The organism is Blastococcus sp. URHD0036 (assembly GCF_000701365.1).
Lineage (GTDB): Bacteria > Actinomycetota > Actinomycetes > Mycobacteriales > Geodermatophilaceae > Trujillonella.
In genome coordinates, this window is record NZ_JNIK01000017.1 from 1 (window position 1) to 17,976 (window position 17,976).

At 75.3% G+C, this 17,976-nt stretch carries 20 protein-coding genes and 1 riboswitch; of the genes, 8 read left to right on the forward strand and 12 right to left on the reverse strand.

The window, feature by feature from the left end:
- A partial coding sequence (locus N555_RS0118420; RefSeq protein ID WP_029432969.1) for a hypothetical protein occupies window positions 1–423 on the reverse strand: 423 nt, incomplete at its 3' end.
- A gap of 139 nt (window positions 424–562) precedes the next feature.
- Between N555_RS0118420 and N555_RS0118425 the strand changes: the two genes are divergently transcribed.
- Window positions 563–1,141, forward strand: a complete 579-nt coding sequence (locus tag N555_RS0118425; protein ID WP_029432970.1) for a TetR/AcrR family transcriptional regulator — start codon at window positions 563–565, stop codon at window positions 1,139–1,141.
- A gap of 16 nt (window positions 1,142–1,157) precedes the next feature.
- Window positions 1,158–1,316, forward strand: a complete 159-nt coding sequence (locus tag N555_RS28425) for a hypothetical protein (RefSeq protein WP_197029105.1) — start codon at window positions 1,158–1,160, stop codon at window positions 1,314–1,316.
- Between the two features lie 21 nt (window positions 1,317–1,337).
- On the opposite strand, the gene N555_RS0118435 is transcribed toward N555_RS28425, so the two are convergent.
- Window positions 1,338–1,784 (reverse strand): winged helix-turn-helix transcriptional regulator, encoded by a 447-nt coding sequence (locus N555_RS0118435; protein WP_231503006.1) that lies wholly within the window; start codon window positions 1,782–1,784, stop codon window positions 1,338–1,340.
- Between the two features lie 84 nt (window positions 1,785–1,868).
- Here N555_RS0118435 and N555_RS26195 point away from each other — a divergent pair, with 84 nt between their 5' ends.
- Complete coding sequence (locus N555_RS26195; RefSeq protein WP_051684227.1) at window positions 1,869–2,378, forward strand: GNAT family N-acetyltransferase; 510 nt, start codon at window positions 1,869–1,871, stop codon at window positions 2,376–2,378.
- Between the two features lie 15 nt (window positions 2,379–2,393).
- Window positions 2,394–2,537 carry a hypothetical protein gene (locus N555_RS27990; RefSeq protein ID WP_156036422.1) on the forward strand — a complete coding sequence of 48 codons (144 nt, stop codon included), beginning with the start codon at window positions 2,394–2,396 and terminating at the stop codon, window positions 2,535–2,537.
- A gap of 18 nt (window positions 2,538–2,555) precedes the next feature.
- Here N555_RS27990 and N555_RS0118450 read toward each other — a convergent pair whose 3' ends face one another.
- Complete coding sequence (locus tag N555_RS0118450; RefSeq protein WP_029432973.1) at window positions 2,556–3,392, reverse strand: ABC transporter permease; 837 nt, start codon at window positions 3,390–3,392, stop codon at window positions 2,556–2,558.
- Window positions 3,389–4,366, reverse strand: coding sequence for a daunorubicin resistance protein DrrA family ABC transporter ATP-binding protein (locus N555_RS0118455; protein WP_029432974.1), 978 nt, complete (start codon window positions 4,364–4,366; stop codon window positions 3,389–3,391). The genes N555_RS0118450 and N555_RS0118455 overlap by 4 nt, the downstream gene beginning before the upstream one ends.
- A 307-nt stretch (window positions 4,367–4,673) precedes the next feature.
- On the opposite strand from N555_RS0118455, the gene N555_RS0118460 reads away from it, so the two are divergent.
- Entirely contained in the window at window positions 4,674–6,407 is a 1,734-nt protein-coding gene (locus N555_RS0118460) for a helicase-related protein (protein ID WP_231503007.1), read from the forward strand.
- On the opposite strand, the gene atzF is transcribed toward N555_RS0118460, so the two are convergent.
- From atzF to N555_RS0118485, 5 genes are read right to left on the reverse strand one after another with little or no spacing between them, the layout of a single operon-like run.
- Window positions 6,408–8,051, reverse strand: a complete 1,644-nt coding sequence (gene atzF, locus N555_RS0118465; RefSeq protein WP_197029076.1) for an allophanate hydrolase — start codon at window positions 8,049–8,051, stop codon at window positions 6,408–6,410.
- Complete coding sequence (locus tag N555_RS0118470) at window positions 8,048–10,075, reverse strand: 5-oxoprolinase/urea amidolyase family protein (protein WP_051684284.1); 2,028 nt, start codon at window positions 10,073–10,075, stop codon at window positions 8,048–8,050. The genes atzF and N555_RS0118470 overlap by 4 nt, the downstream gene beginning before the upstream one ends.
- The gene (locus tag N555_RS0118475) at window positions 10,072–10,725 is read right to left on the reverse strand and encodes an urea amidolyase associated protein UAAP2 (protein ID WP_034511463.1); all 654 of its coding nucleotides are present in this window, start codon (window positions 10,723–10,725) and stop codon (window positions 10,072–10,074) included. The genes N555_RS0118470 and N555_RS0118475 overlap by 4 nt, the downstream gene beginning before the upstream one ends.
- Window positions 10,722–11,420 (reverse strand): urea amidolyase associated protein UAAP1, encoded by a 699-nt coding sequence (locus N555_RS0118480; RefSeq protein WP_029432979.1) that lies wholly within the window; start codon window positions 11,418–11,420, stop codon window positions 10,722–10,724. Before N555_RS0118480 ends, N555_RS0118475 begins: the two co-directional genes overlap by 4 nt.
- Window positions 11,417–12,922: an amino acid permease gene (locus tag N555_RS0118485; RefSeq protein WP_034511466.1), complete on the reverse strand. Its 1,506-nt coding sequence runs from the start codon at window positions 12,920–12,922 to the stop codon at window positions 11,417–11,419. Before N555_RS0118485 ends, N555_RS0118480 begins: the two co-directional genes overlap by 4 nt.
- A 51-nt stretch (window positions 12,923–12,973) precedes the next feature.
- Window positions 12,974–13,079, reverse strand: a riboswitch (guanidine-I (ykkC/yxkD leader).
- 289 nt (window positions 13,080–13,368) lie between these two features.
- Between N555_RS0118485 and N555_RS0118490 the strand changes: the two genes are divergently transcribed.
- Window positions 13,369–14,412, forward strand: coding sequence for a porin PorA family protein (locus N555_RS0118490; RefSeq protein ID WP_029432981.1), 1,044 nt, complete (start codon window positions 13,369–13,371; stop codon window positions 14,410–14,412).
- Window positions 14,413–14,460: 48 nt separating this feature from the next.
- Here N555_RS0118490 and N555_RS0118495 read toward each other — a convergent pair whose 3' ends face one another.
- Window positions 14,461–14,679 (reverse strand): hypothetical protein, encoded by a 219-nt coding sequence (locus N555_RS0118495; protein ID WP_029432982.1) that lies wholly within the window; start codon window positions 14,677–14,679, stop codon window positions 14,461–14,463.
- A 215-nt stretch (window positions 14,680–14,894) separates the two neighbouring features.
- Between N555_RS0118495 and N555_RS0118500 the strand changes: the two genes are divergently transcribed.
- Together N555_RS0118500 and N555_RS26200 are read left to right on the forward strand one after the other, a co-directional pair.
- Entirely contained in the window at window positions 14,895–15,635 is a 741-nt protein-coding gene (locus N555_RS0118500; RefSeq protein ID WP_029432983.1) for a hypothetical protein, read from the forward strand.
- 308 nt (window positions 15,636–15,943) lie between these two features.
- The gene (locus N555_RS26200) at window positions 15,944–16,210 is read left to right on the forward strand and encodes a WhiB family transcriptional regulator (protein WP_051684285.1); all 267 of its coding nucleotides are present in this window, start codon (window positions 15,944–15,946) and stop codon (window positions 16,208–16,210) included.
- A gap of 23 nt (window positions 16,211–16,233) precedes the next feature.
- On the opposite strand, the gene N555_RS0118510 is transcribed toward N555_RS26200, so the two are convergent.
- Window positions 16,234–17,175, reverse strand: a complete 942-nt coding sequence (locus N555_RS0118510; protein WP_029432985.1) for an NAD(P)-dependent oxidoreductase — start codon at window positions 17,173–17,175, stop codon at window positions 16,234–16,236.
- 13 nt (window positions 17,176–17,188) lie between these two features.
- The gene (locus N555_RS0118515) at window positions 17,189–17,974 is read right to left on the reverse strand and encodes a crotonase/enoyl-CoA hydratase family protein (RefSeq protein ID WP_029432986.1); all 786 of its coding nucleotides are present in this window, start codon (window positions 17,972–17,974) and stop codon (window positions 17,189–17,191) included.
- Window positions 17,975–17,976 lie beyond the last annotated feature (2 nt).

The window sequence follows — 17,976 nt, forward strand, 5'->3', positions numbered from 1 at the left end:
GCACCACTCGTCGATGTGCCAGTCGTTGTAGGCCTTCAGCATGATCAGGGCGAGGTCCTTGTCCTTCGCCTCCTGGAAGTACCGCGCGCTGAAGCCGGCGAAGGACGGGAAGCACATCGAGGCGAGGATGCCGTTGCGGTTCATGTCCTCGATGCGCGAGTGGATGTCGTAGGCGCCCGGGCGCATCTCGGCGAACGTCGCGGGGTTCAGGCCCCACTCCTCGTTCGGCCAGCCGACGACGGCGTTGAGCCCGATGGTCCCCATCGAGTTGCCCTGGAACCACCACTTCTCGTAGCCGTTCTCGTCGGTGATCGACTTCGGCGCCTGGTCCCGCCAGCGGTCGGGGACGTGGTTGGCGAACATGTCCGGCGGCTCGACGACGTGGTCGTCGATGCTGATCATGATCATGTCCTCGACGTCCATGACGTCCCCTCTCCAGCGATGTAGTCACCCGACGACTTAGACGGTAGAGCCGAGCGCGGCGACAAGTCAACAGGTGACTACAAACCGGCACGGCGCAGTAGTGTCAGCGCGCCACAGCACGACGACGGGCGGAGGTCCGGTGACCGAGGACGACCAGGCAGGCCCCCGCCGCCGCGATGCGGCCGCCACGCGGGAGTCCCTGCTGACCGCGGCGCGCTCCCTCATCGCCCGGGACGGCGTCGCCGCGGTGAGCACCCGCGACGTCGCCACGGCCGCGGGCGCCAACCAGGCGCTCGTCTACCGGTACTTCGGTTCCAAGGAGGCCCTCCTCGTCGAGGCCCTCTCGCCGACCGAGCCGGACAGCACCATCGCCGACACCCCTCTCGACGCGCTCCCGCACACCCTGCTGCGCCGCGCACTGGACCCCGACGCCCCCGCCGAGATCCGGGCCAGCAGCATGTCCACGCTCGTCGCCGGCGCCGGCACGGAGCTCGTCCGCACCATCGCCCGCGAGCGGATCCACGCCGGCTTCACCACCCAGCTGGCCGGGCGCCTCGACGGACCCGACGCCGAACTGCGGGCGGAGCTGGTGGCGGCACTGCTCGCCGGCATCGCGTCACTGCGCGACCAGATCGGCACCCGCGCGATGGCGGGCGCCGACCTCGACGTGCTGGCCGGCTACGTCGACCGCATGGTGGCGCCACTGCTGGTTGACTGACCGCATGGTCGAGCCCGTGCCAGAGCCGGAACCGCTGATCGACCCGACCCAGCCGATCCCCGACGACCCCGGCGAGCTGCTCCCCGACGCGCCGGAGCCGCTCCCACCGCCGCCGATCGAGGCCACCCCGGACGACCCGGGCGGCGATCCCGGCGGGGTCCCCGAGCCCGCCTGATCCAGGCGGCCGGGGAGCAGGTCAGCCGCGACGGACCGAGGTCACGTCCCAGGCCCCGTCGACCGGGTGCCCGGCCTCGCAGCTGAGCGCCAGGTGCACCGGCGCCCCGCAGTCGCGGTGGTCCAGCTCCAGCGGACCGTCGCCGTCGGCGAGGTACCGGTCCCCCCACTCCATGAGGGCCACGAGCGTCGGGAACAGGTCGACCCCCTTGCGGGTCAGCCGGTACTCGGCCCGCTGCCGCTCGCCCTCGGCCTGGTAGGGCACCCGCCGGAGGATCCCCTGCTCGACCAGGCCGGCCAGCCGGTCGGTCAGCACGGCCTTGGGCGCGCCGAGGATCCGCTGGAAGTCGGCGAACCGGCGCACGCCGAGGAATGCCTCGCGCAGCACCAGCAGCGTCCACTTCTCCCCGACGACGGCCAGCGTCCCGGCGACCGAGCACCGGGTCCGGTCCAGCAGCAGCTCGCTCACGTCGATCAGCATAGACACGCTGGGTTCACTTGACGAACCGACCGCGGAGGAGCAAGGTTCAGGCAACGAACCCAGGAGGCTCCGATGCACCTGCCGGTGGCGACCCGCCCGATCGAGGACGACGACCTGGCGCGCCTGTTCCGCCTGTGGCCGCGGCTGTCGCCGGAGACCCGGTACCGCCGCTTCCACGCGCCGGTGCACTCCCTCCCCCTGCTCGCCGTCCGCCGGCTGGTGCACGTCGACCACGCCCTCCGCGAGGCCGTCGTCGCGGTGATCGGGGACGAGGTCGTCGGCGTCGCCCGCTACGACCGCTCCCCCGCCGACCCGGACTCGGCCGAGTTCGCCGTCGTCGTCGAGGACGACTGGCAGGGGCTCGGCCTCGGGCGCCAGCTGCTGGGCGAGGTCCTGGAGCTCGCCGTCGTCCGCGGCGTGCGCCGGGTGACCGCGACCGTCCAGGAGGACAACGTGCGGGCTCTGGGCCTGGTCCGCCGGCTGCTGCCGGCGGCGACCGTCGAGTCCGACGCCGACGGCTGCACCGTGTGCAGCCCGGTCGGCACCGCCCCATCCCCCGTGCCGGCCACCCTGGCCGGCTGACCGAGAGGAACTCCCATGACCGGCATCCGGATGAGCCTGCGCCGCGCCCGCGTCACCCGCGCCCACCTCCGCCAGGAGCGGGCACTGCTCCGCGCCCTCGCCGACGCACCCACCGTCGAGACGGCGCACGAGATCGCCGCGATCTCCGCCCGCCGCTGACCGGGCGGCGGACGGCGGTCAGCGGCTGCGGTACAGCCGCGTCGTCAGCGGGAGGAACACCGCGGCCAGCGCCGCGGCCACCGCCAGGGAGACGACGATCGCGCCGCCGTCCGGCTCCCCCGCCATCAGCGAGCGCGACGCCGTCGCCAGGATCGAGACGGGGTTGACGTCGACGAACGCCTCCAGCGGACCGGGCAGCGTCTCCGGGTCGACGAAGACGTTGGAGAGGAACGTCAGCGGGAAGATCGCCATGAACCCGGCGTTCATCACCGCGTTCGGCGTGCGCAGCAGCAGCCCGAGCACCGAGAAGACCCACGACAGCCCGAACGAGAAGACGACGACGAGCGCCAGGGCGGCGACCGCCCCGACGGCCCCGCCGTCGGGGCGGAAGCCCAGGGCCACACCGACCACGATGATCACCGTGCCGGCGATGACGTACCGGACGCTGTCGCCGAGCAGGGAGCCGAGCAGCGGCGCCGGGCGCCAGATCGGCAGCGACCGGAAGCGGTCGACCACGCCCTTGGTGAGGTCGGTGTTCAGCGAGACGCCCGAGTAGACGGTCGTGAAGAGCACCGACATGACCAGCAGGCCCGGGAGCGTGTAGTCCAGGTAGGCGCTGGTGGAGCCAGCGATGGCGCCCCCGAAGAGGTACGTGAACATCAGCAGGAACATCACCGGCGTCACGGTGACGTCGAGCAGCTGCTCCGGCACGTGCCGGACCTTGAGCATGCCGCGCCAGCCGAAGGTCAGCGCCGCCGACAGCGGACCCGGCCGCGGTGGCCGCGGGGTGGAGGAGATCGCCCGGCGGACGGCGGCGGTGTCCGCGGTGTCCGGCGTGCCCGACGTCGTGGTCATGACAGCTCCTGCAGGGTCGGGGAGGTCTCGTCCTCGGCGGCGCGGCCGGTGAGGGCGAGGAACACCTCGTCCAGGCTCGGCTGCTCGAGGGCGAAGTGCGCCAGCGGGATGCCTGCCCGGGCCAGCTCGGCGACGCCGATCGCCGCCCGCTCGGCGTCCGCGGCGGCCGACAGAGCGGCCGGCTCGGCGTCCAGCGTCACCGGCCCGACGGCGCGCTCGAGCAGCCGGGCCGCCTCCGCGCGGTGCGCCCCGTCGACCAGCCGCACCCGCAGGGCCCCGGCGCCCACCGACGCCTTGAGGTGCCCGGGCGTGCCCTCGGCGATGACCCGGCCGCGGTCGATCACGGCGATCCCGTCGGCGAGCTGGTCGGCCTCCTCGAGGTACTGCGTGCAGAGCAGGATCGTCGTCCCCTCGGCGACGAGCGCCCGGGCGATCTCCCACACCTGGTTGCGCGAGCGCGGGTCGAGCCCGGTGGTCGGCTCGTCGAGGAACATCAGCCGCGGGGTGACCACGATGCTGGCCGCGATGTCCAGCCGCCGGCGCATGCCGCCCGAGAAGAACTTCACGAGCTTGCCGCCGGCGTCGGCGATGTCGAACGCCTCCAGCAGCTCGTCCGCCCGGCTGCGCGCGGCCGGCCGGGAGTAGCCGAGGAGCCGGCCGAGCAGGACGAGGTTCTCCCGGCCGGTCAGCTCCTCGTCGACCGAGGCCAGCTGGCCGGTGAGGCTCACGAGCTCGCGGACCGTGTCGGCCTCGGACACGATGTCGTGCCCGAGCACGCGGGCGCTGCCGGCGTCCGGCGCGATCAGCGTCGCGAGCATGCGGATGGTGGTGGTCTTGCCCGCGCCGTTGGGGCCCAGGACCCCGTACACGGCGCCGGTCGGCACGGCGAGGTCCACGCCGTCCACCGCGCGGGTGGTGCCGTAGGACTTCCGCAGTCCGCTCGCCTCGATGGCGAGTGGGGTGGACGTGGTCATCGTGGTCCTCACCTCGGCGGGTCGACGGTCTCTGCGAGGTACGACGCACTGTGCGCCGTAGACTCACCGGCGGCCAGCGACTTTCTCCCCGACCTGGCCGGTGCCGGGCCAGCGTCGACCCTGCAGTCCGCTCGAGGTCAACCGCCGCCGGGCATGGACTGCGCGACCGCGGTGTTGTGCTGTGCAACCGAATCTCCCCGCGTGCGCGCGGATGCCCTTTCCGCTGAACCGAGGACTCCCCCTGTCTGCCAGCCACCCCCAGTCCCCCACCTCCCGCCGCCGGGAGCGCTCCGCCGCCGACCGCCCCGTGTCGCCCTCCCGCGCGGCCGCGCGCGAGGAGCGGCTGGCCCAGGAGAGCTGGGTCGAGGGCGCGGCGCCGACGCTGCCCGTCCGCGAGGTCCGGCCCGAGCACGTCGTCTTCCACCTCGGGCCGACCAACTCCGGCAAGACCTACGAGTCGCTGCAGGCCCTCGCGGCCGCCGGGTCGGGCGTCTACGCCGCGCCGCTGCGCCAGCTGGCCCACGAGGCCTACGAGAAGCTGTCGGCCCTCCTCCCGCCCGGCAGCGTCGGCCTCTCCACCGGTGAGGAGGAGATCGAGCCGTTCGCACCGATCGTCTGCTGCACGGTCGAGAAGGCGCCGATGCGCGGGCGGCTGCTGGTCCTCGACGAGTCGCACTGGATCGCCGATCCCGAGCGCGGCCACCACTGGGCCCGCCTGGTCCTCACCGGCGAGTACCAGGAGATGCACCTCATCGCCGCCGCCGAGGCCTACCTGCTGCTCAAGCCGCTGGTCGCCGACGCCGAGCAAGTCACCGTCGTCAACCACAAGCGGCTGTCCCGGCTCGACGTCCTGCGCGCCCCGGTGAAGCCGGAGACGGTGCGGCCGCAGACGCTGGTCGTCGCCTTCTCCCGCAAGAACGTCTACGCCGTCGCGGCCGAGCTCGACCAGCACCGGCCGGGCAAGGTCGGCGTCCTCTACGGCGCGCTGCCGCCGATGACCCGCCGCGAGGTGATCGAGCGCTTCACCACCGGGGAGTTCGAGGTCCTGGTGACCACCGACGTCATCGGTCACGGCATCAACGTGCCGGCCACCACGGTGCTGTTCGCCGAGACCACCAAGTTCGACGGCGAGCAGGTGCGCCCGCTGCGCAGCTGGGAGGCCGCGCAGATCGCCGGCCGCGCCGGGCGCTACGGGCTGACCGGGCACGGCTCGGTCGGCGTCCTCACCGGCGTGCAGGGGCTCAGGCCGAGCGTCGCCGTGCTGGAGACCGGCGCCGCGGTCGCCCGCGGTGACGCGATGAGCGACCTGCCCAAGCGCTCCCCGCGGCTGCGCCCCGAGCTCGAGGACCTCGGCGCGTTCGAGGCCGTCGACCTGCCCGAGGCGCTGACCCGCTGGATGGCGTGGGCGCGGGCCGCCACCCGCGACGAGGCGATGACCGCCGACGACGTCACCACGCTCGTCACCCGGGTGCACGCCCTGCTGCCGCTGCTGCGCGGCCCGCTGGGTGCCGTCGGCGACCTGGCCACCGTGTGGCGGCTGGTCAACCTCGCCATCGACTACAACCCGCCGCGCCGGACCCGCTGGCTGGTGCTGGCCAAGGCCGCGCTGCAGCACGCCGCCGGCCTCGAGGTCGACCCCGAGACGATCCTCCCCGACGTCCCCCGCGGCGGGTCCGTCGAGGACTTCGAGCAGGCCGCCGCGGCCGCCCGCGACGCGCAGACCCTGCTCCGCCAGTTCGACGGCGTCGCGGGCCTCTCCAGCGACGACGCCGCGTGGGTCGAGGAGGAGTGCGCCGAGATGATCAGCGAGCTCCTCCCCGACGCCATCGCTCTGGGCCGCTCGGGGAAGTGCACCTCGTGCGGCAGCGCGATCGCCCCCTGGTTCACCACCTGCCGCCCGTGCAGCGCCCCCGCCGGGCGCGGCGGCGGCGAGCGGGACCGCCGCCCCGGCGGCAGCGGCCGGCGGGTCGCCGGTCGCGCCGCCGGACGGGCGCTGGGTGGGCGGCAGGGCGGCCCGCGGGGCCGCACCCGCCGCGGCTGATCAGCCTCCCGCCCGGTAAGCCCGCCAGCCGCCCCAGGCGGTGATGTCGGACGCCGGGTCGACGCCGCCCGGGTCGGTGAGGAAGCCCGGGACGACGCCGCCGTCGTCCAGCTCCACCGGTCCGAGTGTCAGCGGAGCCGCGACCGTGGGCAGCAGCTCGCCGAGGCCCGCCGCGGGCAGGTCCCACACCTCGACCTCGAGACCGCCGGCCGGACCGCCGGCGTCCCGGACCAGCCCGGGCCGGGGCAGCGGCCCGGGCACCCGGTACATCCGGTACCCGCCCGCCGTACGCGCCCGGGCGTGCAGCCGGCCGCCGAGCGCGACCAGCTGCGGGTTCAGCGGCTCCCCCGTCAGGTGCGCCCCGGCCACGGCGACCAGGCTGCGCACCGGCACCTCGGCGACCGGCTCCCCGCACCAGCGCGCGGCGACGTCGAGCAGCGGCCCGTCGGCGAAGGCCGGCGCGAGCAGCTGGACGCCGAAGGGCAGGCCGTCGTCCCGCATCCCGGCCGGCACCGCGACGGCGCACAGGTCGAGCAGGTTGACCATGTTCGTGTACGTCCCGAGCCGCGCGTTGGCCCCGACCGGGTCGGCCGCCACCTCCGCCAGCGTGGGATGCCCCGGGGTGACCGGCAGCAGCAGCGCGTCGGCACCCACGAAGGTGCGCATCGCCTCCTGCCGGAGCTCGGCGAGCCGCTGCTGGCCGCGGTAGACGTCGGCCCCGCCGATGCCCCGGGCACCGAGGACGATCCGGCGCACGGTCGGGTCCAGGTGCGGGCCGTCGGGCTCCAGCTGGTCGCCGAACGCGGCCAGCCGCTCGGCGAGGAACGGCCCCCCGTAGAGCAGTCGTGCCGCCTCCAGGAACGCGCCGACGTCGACCGGCACCAGCCGGGCCACGGTCGCCGCGTGCGCCAGCGCCGCCTCCCACGCCGCCGCGTGCGGCGGATCGAGGTCCAGCGGCCCGTCCGGTACGGCGACCACGCGCATGGTGGCGGCCACCCCGGGCGGCAGCACCGGCGGCGCGGGCCGGGACCACGGATCCCCCGGGTCGGGCCCGGCGAGCACCCCCAGCGCGGCGCGGGCCAGCGCCACGGTGCGGGTGAAGGTGGTGACGCAGTCCAGCGACGGCGCCGCCGGCAGCACCCCGGTGGTGGGCACCAGGCCGCGGGTCGCCTTCATCCCGACCAGGCCGTTGAACGCCGCCGGCACCCGGCCGCTGCCGGCCGTGTCGGTGCCCAGCGCCAGCGGGACGACGCCCGCCGCCACGGCCACCGCGCTGCCGGAGCTGCTGCCGCCGCTGACGTGCGCGGCGGAGAACACGCTGCTGCACGCGCCGTACGGCGAGCGGGCGCCGACCAGGCCGGTGGCGAACTGGTCCATGTTCGTCTTGCCCACCGGCAGCGCCCCGGCGTCGAGCAGCCGCCGGACCGCGACCGCCGACCGGGCCGCCGGCTCGGTCCGCGCCGGGCACGCCGCCGTGGTCGGGACGCCGGCCACGTCGATGTTGTCCTTGACGGCGAACGACAGCCCCGCCAGCGGACCGTCGGCGGCCGGTTCGAGGGCGGCCACCTCCTCGGGCGTGAGGACGTGGATGAACGCGGGCTGGTCGAGATCGGCAGCCGCCGGCAGCGGGCGGACGGCGGTCACCTGCTCCCCCAGCGGGCGCGCTCGGCGTCGAACGCGGCGCGGCGCCGGGCCCGGACGGTGCTGATCTCCTCGGTGTGCGCGGCCTCCAGGCTGCGCACCTCGGCCAGCGAGAAGGTGGCGGGGCGGACCTGCAGCCCCTCCTCCCCCGCCTCGATCGCGGCCCGCCGCTGGGCCAGCTCGTCGGCGGTCACCGGGACGAACCGCAGCCGGTCGAACTGCCGCAGCAGCCACGGCTTCTCCGCCGAGCCGCTCACGTGCCGCCAGACGGGCACCGTGCGGCCGACCAGCTGGTAGCCGCCGGGCCCCTCCATCCCGTAGACGCAGAGGTAGATGCCGCCGATGCCGACGGCGTTCTGCGGGGTCCAGGTCCGGGCCGGGTCGTACTTGGTGGTGACAAGGCGGTGCCGCGGGTCGATCGGCACCGCGACCGGGGCGCCCAGGTAGACGTCGCCCAGCCCGACCACCAGGTAGGTCGCCGCGGTGACGACGTCGAACACGTCGGCCCGGTCGCCGAGGTCGTTGACCCGGCGGATGAACTCCACGTTGTCCGGGCACCAGGGCGCGTCCGGCCGCACCGACCGGGCGTAGCGGGCCATCGCCTCGTGCGCGGCCGGGTGGTCCAGCGCCAGCGGCAGGGTCACCTCGCGCACGTCGAGCGTCACCGACTCCGGGTCGGGCACCTCGGCGGCCAGCTGCACGAGCAGCTCGGCCAGCACCGGCAGCGGCAGCGACCGCTCGTCGACCTGCACGAGCATGGAGCGCACGCCCTCGACCAGCTCCCGGACGGCGGGCAGCGCCAGCCCCCGCAGCCGCTGGGCCAGCAGGTGCACCCAGACCCGGACGTGCAGGTCCAGCTCCGCGGGGCCGGCCTCCACGAGCAGGTGGGAGTCGCCGGCCGCGCGCACGGTGATCCGCGGCCGGGGGCCGTCGGCCGCCAGCTCGGCCAGCAGCGGCCGGTGCACGGGCCCCGCGACCGGAGCGACCGGGGCGGGCCGGCGGTCGGCCAGGGCCGCCTCCAGCCGTGCCGCGACCGCCGCGGCCGGGGCGGCGAGCAGGGCGGCCCGCTCGGCGTTGGCCGCGTCGGCGTCCGCCGGCGTCACCGGCACCAGGCGCACCGTGTCACCCGGGCGCAGCTGGGCCAGCTGCCACCGGTCGGCGCGGATCACCACGCAGGGGACGACGAACCCGCCGAGGCTGGGCCCGTCCGGCCCGACGATCACCGGGGTGTCGCCGGACAGCATGATCCCGCCGACGGGATAGGCGCTGTCGTGGATGTTCGACGGGTGCAGGCCCGCTTCGCCGCCGTCCTGCCGGGCCCACCCCGGGGCGGGGCCGACCAGCCGGACGCCGGTGCGGTCGGCACGGTGGTCGACCGTCCAGGTCGCGGCGAACAACGCCGCGACGCCGTCCTCGGTGAGGTGCTCGGGCGCCCCGTGCGGGCCGGGCAGGACCCGCAGGGTCCAGTCGGTGCCCAGCTGCGGGAGCAGCGGGGCGACGTCGACCGGCGCCTCGAGGTTCTCGGTGCGGCCCAGCGGCAGCCGGTCGCCGGCGGCCAGGGCGCGGCCGTCGAGCCCGCCGAACCCGCCGAGCAGGAAGGTCGCCCGGCTGCCCAGTTCGCGGGGCACCGCGATGCCGCCGGCGACCGCGAGGTAGCCGCGCAGCCCGGGCGCTCCGCAGGGGCCGAGGTCGAGCACTCCCCCGGCCGGCACCACGGTGACCACGCCGGGGCGGACCGGCCGCCCGTCGAGGGTGGCCGAGCCGACCGCGCCGGCGAGGCAGACCAGCGTCCGTTCGCCGAAGCGCAGCCGCGGCCCGGTCATGACCGCCTCCAGCCCGGCCGCGGTCGGCGGGTTGCCCACCGCGCGGTTGGCCAGGGCGAAGGAGAGGTCGTCCCAGGCACCCGAGGGCGGCACGCCGACGTCCCACAGGCCGGTGCGCCCGGCGAGGTCCTGCACGCTGGTCTGCACGCCCGGGGCCAGCACCTCGACGGTGCCGGTCAGGACACGGGACCCGAGGGCGGTCACGCGGTCCACCCCAGCAGCCGGATCGGCGTCGGGTCCCAGCCGTTGCACGGGTTGTTCAGCTGCGGGCAGTTGCTGATCAGCACCAGCACGTCCCGCTCGGCGCGCACCTCGACGTAGCGCCCGGGTGCCGACAACCCGTCGGCGAAGCTCAAGCCGCCGTCCGGCGTGAGCGGCACGTTCATGAAGAAGTTGACGTTGTGCCCGAGCTCGCGGGCACCGATGCCGGCCGGCGCGCCGTACCGGAGGAACGTCTCCCGGCAGGCGTGCTGGTGGCGGGTGTGCATGCCGTACCGCACGACGTTGGACTCCTGCGCGCACGCCCCGCCGAGGGTGTCGTGCCGGCCGCAGGTGTCGGCGGTGATCGTGACCAGCGGGTCGCCGTCCTGGGACAGCAGCCGCGAGCCGGCGGTCAGGTACGCCGCCCGCTGCTCGCGGATCGTGTCCATGGCGCTGTAGCGGTTGGTCACGTCGTCGGCGTCGTAGAACAAGGTGTCGGCGGCCTGGTTGCCGTGCAGGTCGACGATGCGGAACGAGCCGCCGGCCGGTACCCGGCCGAGGAAGCCGTCGCCGGCCGCCACCGTCACGTCGAGGACGGCGTCCTCGGCGCGCAGCGCGCTCTCGACGGTGGGCAGGGTCAGGGTCGCGGTCATGCCAGCACCGCCTGGGCGTTGGCGAGGGCGCGGGCGCTCTCGGGGCGGAACGTGACGGACGGGTCGTCGGGGCCGTAGGGCGCCCCCGCCTCGACCTCGGCGCGGACGGCGCCGGGAGCCCACGCCGTGCTCATCGGGTGCGGCGCCGTGGAGAGCACGACCAGCAGGTCCTGCTCGGCCCGCAGCGACACCCAGTCGCCGGCCCGGGCGTGGTCGGGCACGTGCGCCAGGTCGCCGTCGGCCCCGATGGCGACCTTGGCGAAGAAGTTCACGCAGGCGTGCAGGTCGGCCGGGCCGCGGCCGTGCTTGCGCAGCTCCGACAGCAGCCCGGAGCGGGCCGAGCGGCGCCAGTCGTTGCGGTCGGTGCCGTAGGACGTCGGGCCGAACTCCGCGACGTGCCCGTCGAGGGAGTGCCCGGTGAGGCAGTCGTGCCAGTCCAGGGAGGAACCGGTCACCGACGCGAGCGCAGCGCCCCGGTCGCTCATCAGGACCATCGGCGGCCGGATCCGGGCGCTCATCTGCGCCTTCAGCGTGTCCGGCACGTTCAGCCGGTCCACCGGGTCACCCGCCGCGAACAGCAGCGTGGAGCACACCGCGCCGTCGTCCAGGGCGGTCAGCCGCAGCACCCGGCCGGCGCGCAGCAGCAGCGACCAGTGCGCCCCGCCGGGGACGTCGTGCTCGAGCAGGGCGGTCACGCGGCCACCTCCGACACCGGAGCGGGGTCCAGGTCGGCCGCCGCGCGCCGGACCTGGCGCTTCTGCACCCGGTAGGCGAGTGCCCCCACGAGGAGGGCGCCGGCGAGCATCAGCTCGGGCAGGAACCGCAGGTACCACTCCGTGCCGAACACCTCGGCGCGCGGCCAGGCCAGGTTGACCGCCATCGCGGTGCCCCAGACCACGGCCGCGACGTTGACCGCCACGCCCCAGCGCCCGAGGGAGAACAGGCCGTCACCGCGGGCCCAGCCGCCGCGCAGCCGGCGGCGCAGCAGCGGGATCGTCACCATCAGGTAGGCGATGTAGAGCAGCATGATGCAGACGCTGGTCAGGGCCAGGAAGAGCGCCCCGTTGTGCACGTTCAGCACCAGCAGCGCGACGGCGAGGACGCCGACGACCACCGCGGGCAGGATCGGCGCACCGGTGCGGCCGTTGACCTTCGCCAGGGCCCCGGAGAACGGCAGCACCCGGTCGCGGGCCATCGAGAAGATCATCCGGGTGGTGGCGGTCTGGATGGCCAGGGTGCAGACCAGCACGGCGATCGCCACGACCACCAGGAAGGCGCGGCCGAGGCCGTCACCGAGCCGGCTGAGCAGCACCGACGGGAGCCCCTGGGCGGGGTCGCCGAGCGAGCCGTCGGTGACGCTGGGGGCGGCCATCAGGGTGGCGAGCAGCATGAGCGCACCACCGATGCCCGACACGACGAGCGCGCGGATGATCGTGCGCGGGGCGGTGCGCCGCGGGTCCCGGGTCTCCTCCGAGAGCTCGCCGGCGCTGTCGAAGCCGACCATCACGTAGGCGGCCATCAGCCCGGAGACGACGAACGCCCAGAAGTAGCCCGAACCGCCGGCGATGCCGGTGTCGAGCACGATGCCCGGTCCGCGCTCGGCCTTGGAGAACAGCGCGACGCACAGCAGCACCACGCCGACGAGCTCGCAGGTGACGCCGATGCTGTTGATCACCGACATCGCGCGGATGCCGACGGCGTTGATGAGCGTGGTGATCGCGAGGACGCAGCTGCCCAGCAGGACGGCGTTCGCGGTGGGGCTCTCCAGCACCTCGAACCCGCTCCAGATGGCCGGCAGCACGATCTGCATGGCGATGGCCGCGGCCGCCACGGTGACGACCTGGCCGACGAGCATCAGCCAGCCCGCCGTCCAGCCCCACAGCGTGCCGCCGAAGCGGGTGGCCCACTGGTAGATGCAGCCGGAGATCGGGTAGCGGGCGGCCAGCTCGGAGAAGCAGAGCGCGACCATCAGCTGGCCGGCGAACACGATCGGCCAGGTCCAGAAGAAGGCGGGGCCGCCGAAGCTGAAGCCGAAGGCGAAGAGCTGGAAGACCGTGGTGAGGATGGAGACGAACGAGAAGCCGGCGGCGAAGGACCCGAAGCTGCCGATGCTGCGGTGCAGTTGTGGCCGGTAGCCGAAACCGGCCAGGTCGCTGTCGTCGGAGACGGTGGGGGGTGGATCTGCGAGCGCGGTCATGCCGGCCCCTCCCGAACGGGCCAGGGCACAGCACGGCCCGGGCCTGGTGTGGCCTCCCGGGCTTTTCTCCCGCCGTGGGACAGGGGTGGCGCCCCTGCCTGCATCTCTCGGACCAGACCCGCCGGTGACCGGCGGCGGAACCCTAGACGCGCCCCGCAGCAGGTCTGCGGGTCGACGGCGAGTCAAGCGGCGGGCGGTGTCCCCTCCGGGTCACGTCCGTGAAGTTCTCGTGACCCGCGGGACCGCTCTGTTTCCCGGGCGTGAACGTCCGCGCACCGGCGTCCCGGCGCTCCGCTGAGCACCGGCCTGTCGCCCCCGTCACAGCCTGCCTGTGGGGCACGCCACACCGTCTTGCACCCAGTGCACCCGGTGGTCCCCGTCACCGGTTCGGCGCGCAGACTCAGGGTGTTTCCACTCGTCCGACCCCGGAGTTCCGCGCAGTGAGATTGACCCGTTCCTCCATCGTCCTGGCCGTGATCGGCGTGCTGCTGATCGTCGCCGCCGCCGTCGTCCGCTTCGTCGTCGTCCCCTCGGTGACCAAGCTGCCCGAGGACCTCGACGTCACCCTCCGGTTCGAGGGCACCTACAACGGCATCAACCCGGCCGCCCTCACCGGCGGCGGGGGCGACCTCCTCCTCTCCGACGTGCCGATCGAGGCCAGCCGGCGCGTGCAGGCCGAGTCGGTCGACGGCGACACCGAGATCGTGTCCCGCACCGACACCCGCACCGTCGGCGACAGCGAGCCCGCGGTCACCGAGGTGCGGTTCAACGTCGACCGCGAGACCGCCGAGGCCCGCCCCGCGCCCGACGGCGCCGACGACGTGACCTCGGCCGAGGGCCTGGTCTTCACCCTCCCCGTCGACCCCTCCACCGAGGAGGGCACCTACGAGTACTGGGACCAGTACACGATGCAGTCCGCCCCGGTGACCTTCGAGGGCGAGGAGACGTTCGGCGGCCGCGACGTGAACCGCTACCAGTCCGTGGCCGACGGCGAGCTCGCCGACCCGGACGCGCTCGGCCTGCCGGCCGCGCTGCCGAAGTCGCTGGCCCCGCTGGCACCCGGTCTCGCCGAGTCGGTCGACCCCGCGCTGACCGCTGACCTGGACGCCGTGCTGGCGGCGCTGCCCGACGAGGTCCCGATCGAGTGGACGTCGGAGACGACCACCTTCGTCGACGCCGACCGCGAGCTCGGGGCCACCATCGCCGGCGGCAGCACGCAGGTGATCACCGGGACCATGGACTTCGGCGGCTACCCCGTCGCCGTCCGGTTCGCCACGATCGACATCTACTCCACCGACGACTCGATCGACGAGCGCGGCAGCGACGTGGGCGACGACTCGAGCCTGCTCAACCTGGTCGGGACGGTCCTGCCGATCGTGGCCGTCGTCCTGGGGCTGCTGCTCCTGGTCGTCGCCGCACTCCTGGCCGTGCGGGCGGCCCGCCGGACGGCCGGTCCCTCGGCCGGCGGCCCCGCGCACGCGGCGGCCTGACGGTCCCGGCGGTCCCGGACACTGCCCGGGACCGCCGGCCCCGGTCGCTCAGCCGGCCGGCTCGGCCGGGTCCTGACGCCGGTTCGACCGCGCCTGCAGCAGCGCCTCCCACTCCGACCGGTCGGCCCGGCCCGCCCGCGCGGCGGCGAGGAGGGCGACGCCCACGAGCACGACGAGCACGAGCAGCAGCACGCCCGCGACCGTCTCCCAGCCGAACCAGGGCGGAACGGTCAGGTCTCCGGGGGACGGGGGCGGGACGTCGGCCATGCCCCGAGGGTGCCCGAGCACGCGGCTCCCGCCGAACCTCCGGCGGCGTTCCTCACCCGGCGGAGCGACGTCACGCAGCGCGACCGCCGACGGCCGGCGCACCCGAACGGGTGCGCCGGCACAACCTCCCGGGTGCCCCCTCCTCCAGGAGCGCGACGACCCCTCCGGCCGGCCGTAGCGTCGCCGGTCCGGACGGACTGCGGAGGGAGGCCGGGATGACCATCGAGCTCGAGACCACCGAGCGGCACCGCCCGAACGTGACGGGGGACCTGCCCACCGTCCTCGACGGGATCCCCGTGTTCGGCCGCGCCGTGGCCGGCTACGACCGGTTCCAGGTCGACACCTACGTCCGCTGGGCCGAGGACGAGCTCGCCACCGCCGACCGGGAGCGGGAGCACCTCACGGCCCTGTACCTGCGCACGCGGTCGGCCCTCGACGACGCCGAGCAGCGGCTGTCGCACTCCGCGGGCGGCGACGAACTGCTCCAGCTCTCCCGGCGGATCGGGGCGATGCTCGCCGCGGCGGCCGACGAGGCCGAGGGCATCCGGGCAGAGGCCCGGGCCGAGCGCGCCGCCACCGCCGCCGAGGGACGGCGGCTGCTCGCCTCCGCCGAGCGGGTGCTCGGCGACGCCGAGGCGACCGCCGCCCGGCTGGTGGACGACGCCACCGTGGCCGCCGCCGCCGTGACCGCCGACGCCGACCGCGTCCTGGCCGACGCGGAGGCGATCCGGCAGGCCGCCCGGGACGAGGCCGAGACCGGCCGTGCGGAGCTCGCGGTGCTGCGGCAGCAGGCGGCGCGGGACGCCGACGCCGTCCGCCGGCGGGCCGGGGACGACGCGGCCGCCGCCGTGCTCCGGGCGCGCTCCGAGGTCGTCGGCATGCTCGCCACCGCCCGGGAGCTCCGCCGGCGTGCCGACGACGAGGCCGCCGCGCTGCGGGAGCGCCGCGTCCCCTGACGGACACGCCCGCCGTGTGCAGAAGCCGACAACCGGACGGGCCCGTTTCGTGGGTTCTCGGCGATGCCCTGATGGTCTCGGATCCGTAACGTCACGGACAGCAGCCAGGGCGTACCCCTCCGTCACACGCGGGGGCGGCGCCACGCCACCTCCCCGAGGAGCTCCCCGTGCCTTCCTTCTCCCGCAACCACCTGAGCCTGATCACCACCGGTCAGCCCTACGACGCCGCGCCCGAGGCCGCCTGGACCTACGCCCCGGCCTACGAGGAGTACGCCACCGAGGCCTACACCCCGCTCGCGGTCGAGGAGATGCCTGCCTCCACGTGGGTCGACTCCGACGCCGGCGAGGAGCCCTGGCGGCTGGACGCCCTGTGTGCCGAGACCGACCCGGAGGCGTTCTTCCCGGAGAAGGGCGGCTCGACGCGCGAGGCCAAGCGCGTCTGCACCGGCTGCACCGTCCGGGCCGAGTGCCTGGAGTTCGCGCTCACCAACGACGAGCGCTTCGGGATCTGGGGCGGCCTGTCCGAGCGCGAGCGCCGTCGCCTGCGCCTGCAGCGCCGCGAGCTCACCGCCTGACGCCGGCGGCTCGGCGCCCGGCCTCAGCGGTCCACGAGGTTGCGCAGCCGATCCCCCGCGAGCAGCGCCGCGACGTTGGCGGCGACCAGTTCGTCCGCGCCGACCGGCCGGCCTCCGGCCGCGTGCGGCGTGAGCACCAGACCCGGCGCGTCCCACAGGGGTGAGTCCGGGGGCAGCGGCTCGGTCTCCGTGACGTCGAGCGCCGCGCCGGCCAGCCGGCCGGCGCCTAGCGCCGCGGCCAGCGCCGCCTCGTCCACGGTGGACCCGCGCCCCACGTTGACCACGTGGGCGTGCGCCGGGAGCGCGGCCAGCCGCCCGGCGGCCAGGGCGTGCCGCGTCGACAGGGTCGCCGGCAGGATCATCACCAGCACGTCGGTGTCCCCCAGCTCGTCGTCCAGCCGGTCCTCGGCGACGACGTCGAACCCGCCCCGCCGTCCCGCGGTGCGGGCCACGCCCCGGACCGAGGCGCCCAGCGCGTGCAGGACGGGCGCCAGCGTCTGGCCGATCGCGCCGAAGCCCCAGACCAGCACCCGGGCTCCCAGCAGCGTGGTCACCGCGCCCTCGGGACGCAGCGGCTGCACGCCGCCCAGCTCGCGGGCCCACCGGTGCTCGGCCTGGGCCCGTGCGGCTGCCGGGAGCCGCCGGACGAGCGCCAGCACCAGGGCCAGGGCGTGCTCGGTCACCGTCGCGTCGTGCAAACCGGCGCCCGAGGTCACCACCACGTCCGGCGGGAAGCCCGCCGCGAGGACGGCGTCCGGGCCGGCGGCGAGCGACTGCACCCACCGCAGCCGCGGCATCCGGCCGGCGACCGCGGCGAGGTCGGGCACGGAGTTGCCCCACACCACCATCGCCTCGGCGTCGAGGTGCTCGTCGGGCACCGGCGCCGTCGCCGCGTAGGTCACCGCGGTCACGCCGTCGGGCAGCCGGGGCGCCAGCGGCACCGAGTCCGGCAGCAGCAGCTTCACCGCCCGGTTCCGCTCACCGGCCCCGCCACACCGGCGGCCGTTTCTCGGCGAACGCGGTCGAGCCCTCCCGGGCGTCCTCGCTGGTGAAGACGGCGTCGGTCAGCTCCGCCTGGCGGTCCCAGCCCTCGTCCCAGCGCCAGTCGGCGGTCCCGCGGGCGACCGCCTTGGTCGCCGCGACCGCCAGCGGCGCGTTGGCGCCCACGACCGCGGCCAGCTCCAGCGCCGCCGCCAGCGCACCGCCGGACGGCGTGACGCGGTTGACCAGGCCCATCTCCGCGGCGCGGGCCGCGGACACCGGCTGCCCGGTCAGCAGCAGCTCCATGGCCAGGGCGTGCGGGATCCGCCGGGGCAGCCCCAGCGCCGCCCCGCCGATGGCCACCAGGGAACGGGTCACCTCCGGGACACCCATGCGGGCGTCCTCGGCCGCGACGACGAGGTCGCAGGCCAGCACCAGCTCGAAGCCGCCGGCCAGGGCCCAGCCCTCGACCGCGCCGATCAGCGGCTTGCGCGGCGGCGTCTTCGTGATGCCGCACAGGCCGCGGCCCTCGATGGTGGGGCGCTCGCCGCGGAGGAAGGCCTTGAGGTCCATGCCGGCCGAGAAGGTGCCCCCGGCGCCGGTGAGCACCCCGACCCGCAGGTCGTCGGAGGCGTCGAGCTCGTCGGCGGCCGCGGCCACCGCGCGGGCCACCCGGGCGTCCAGGGCGTTCTTCACCTCGGGCCGGTTGAGCGTGATCACCAGGACGCCGTCCCGCCGCTCCACCAAGACCACGTCGTCCTGCGCCACGTCGTCGTCGCTCATGC

Excerpts from the sequence above, each read along its gene's own strand:
- N555_RS0118495 (WP_029432982.1), bottom strand. The coding sequence starts at position 14,679 with ATGGCCGACGTCCCGCCCCCGTCCCCCGGAGACCTGACCGTTCCGCCC.
- N555_RS0118515 (WP_029432986.1), bottom strand. The coding sequence starts at position 17,974 with ATGAGCGACGACGACGTGGCGCAGGACGACGTGGTCTTGGTGGAGCGG.
- N555_RS27990 (WP_156036422.1), top strand. The coding sequence starts at position 2,394 with ATGACCGGCATCCGGATGAGCCTGCGCCGCGCCCGCGTCACCCGCGCC.
- N555_RS26195 (WP_051684227.1), top strand. The coding sequence starts at position 1,869 with ATGCACCTGCCGGTGGCGACCCGCCCGATCGAGGACGACGACCTGGCG.
- N555_RS0118450 (WP_029432973.1), bottom strand. The coding sequence starts at position 3,392 with ATGACCACGACGTCGGGCACGCCGGACACCGCGGACACCGCCGCCGTC.
- N555_RS0118485 (WP_034511466.1), bottom strand. The coding sequence starts at position 12,922 with ATGACCGCGCTCGCAGATCCACCCCCCACCGTCTCCGACGACAGCGAC.
- N555_RS0118475 (WP_034511463.1), bottom strand. The coding sequence starts at position 10,725 with ATGACCGCGACCCTGACCCTGCCCACCGTCGAGAGCGCGCTGCGCGCC.
- N555_RS26200 (WP_051684285.1), top strand. The coding sequence starts at position 15,944 with ATGCCTGCCTCCACGTGGGTCGACTCCGACGCCGGCGAGGAGCCCTGG.
- N555_RS0118500 (WP_029432983.1), top strand. The coding sequence starts at position 14,895 with ATGACCATCGAGCTCGAGACCACCGAGCGGCACCGCCCGAACGTGACG.
- N555_RS0118455 (WP_029432974.1), bottom strand. The coding sequence starts at position 4,366 with ATGACCACGTCCACCCCACTCGCCATCGAGGCGAGCGGACTGCGGAAG.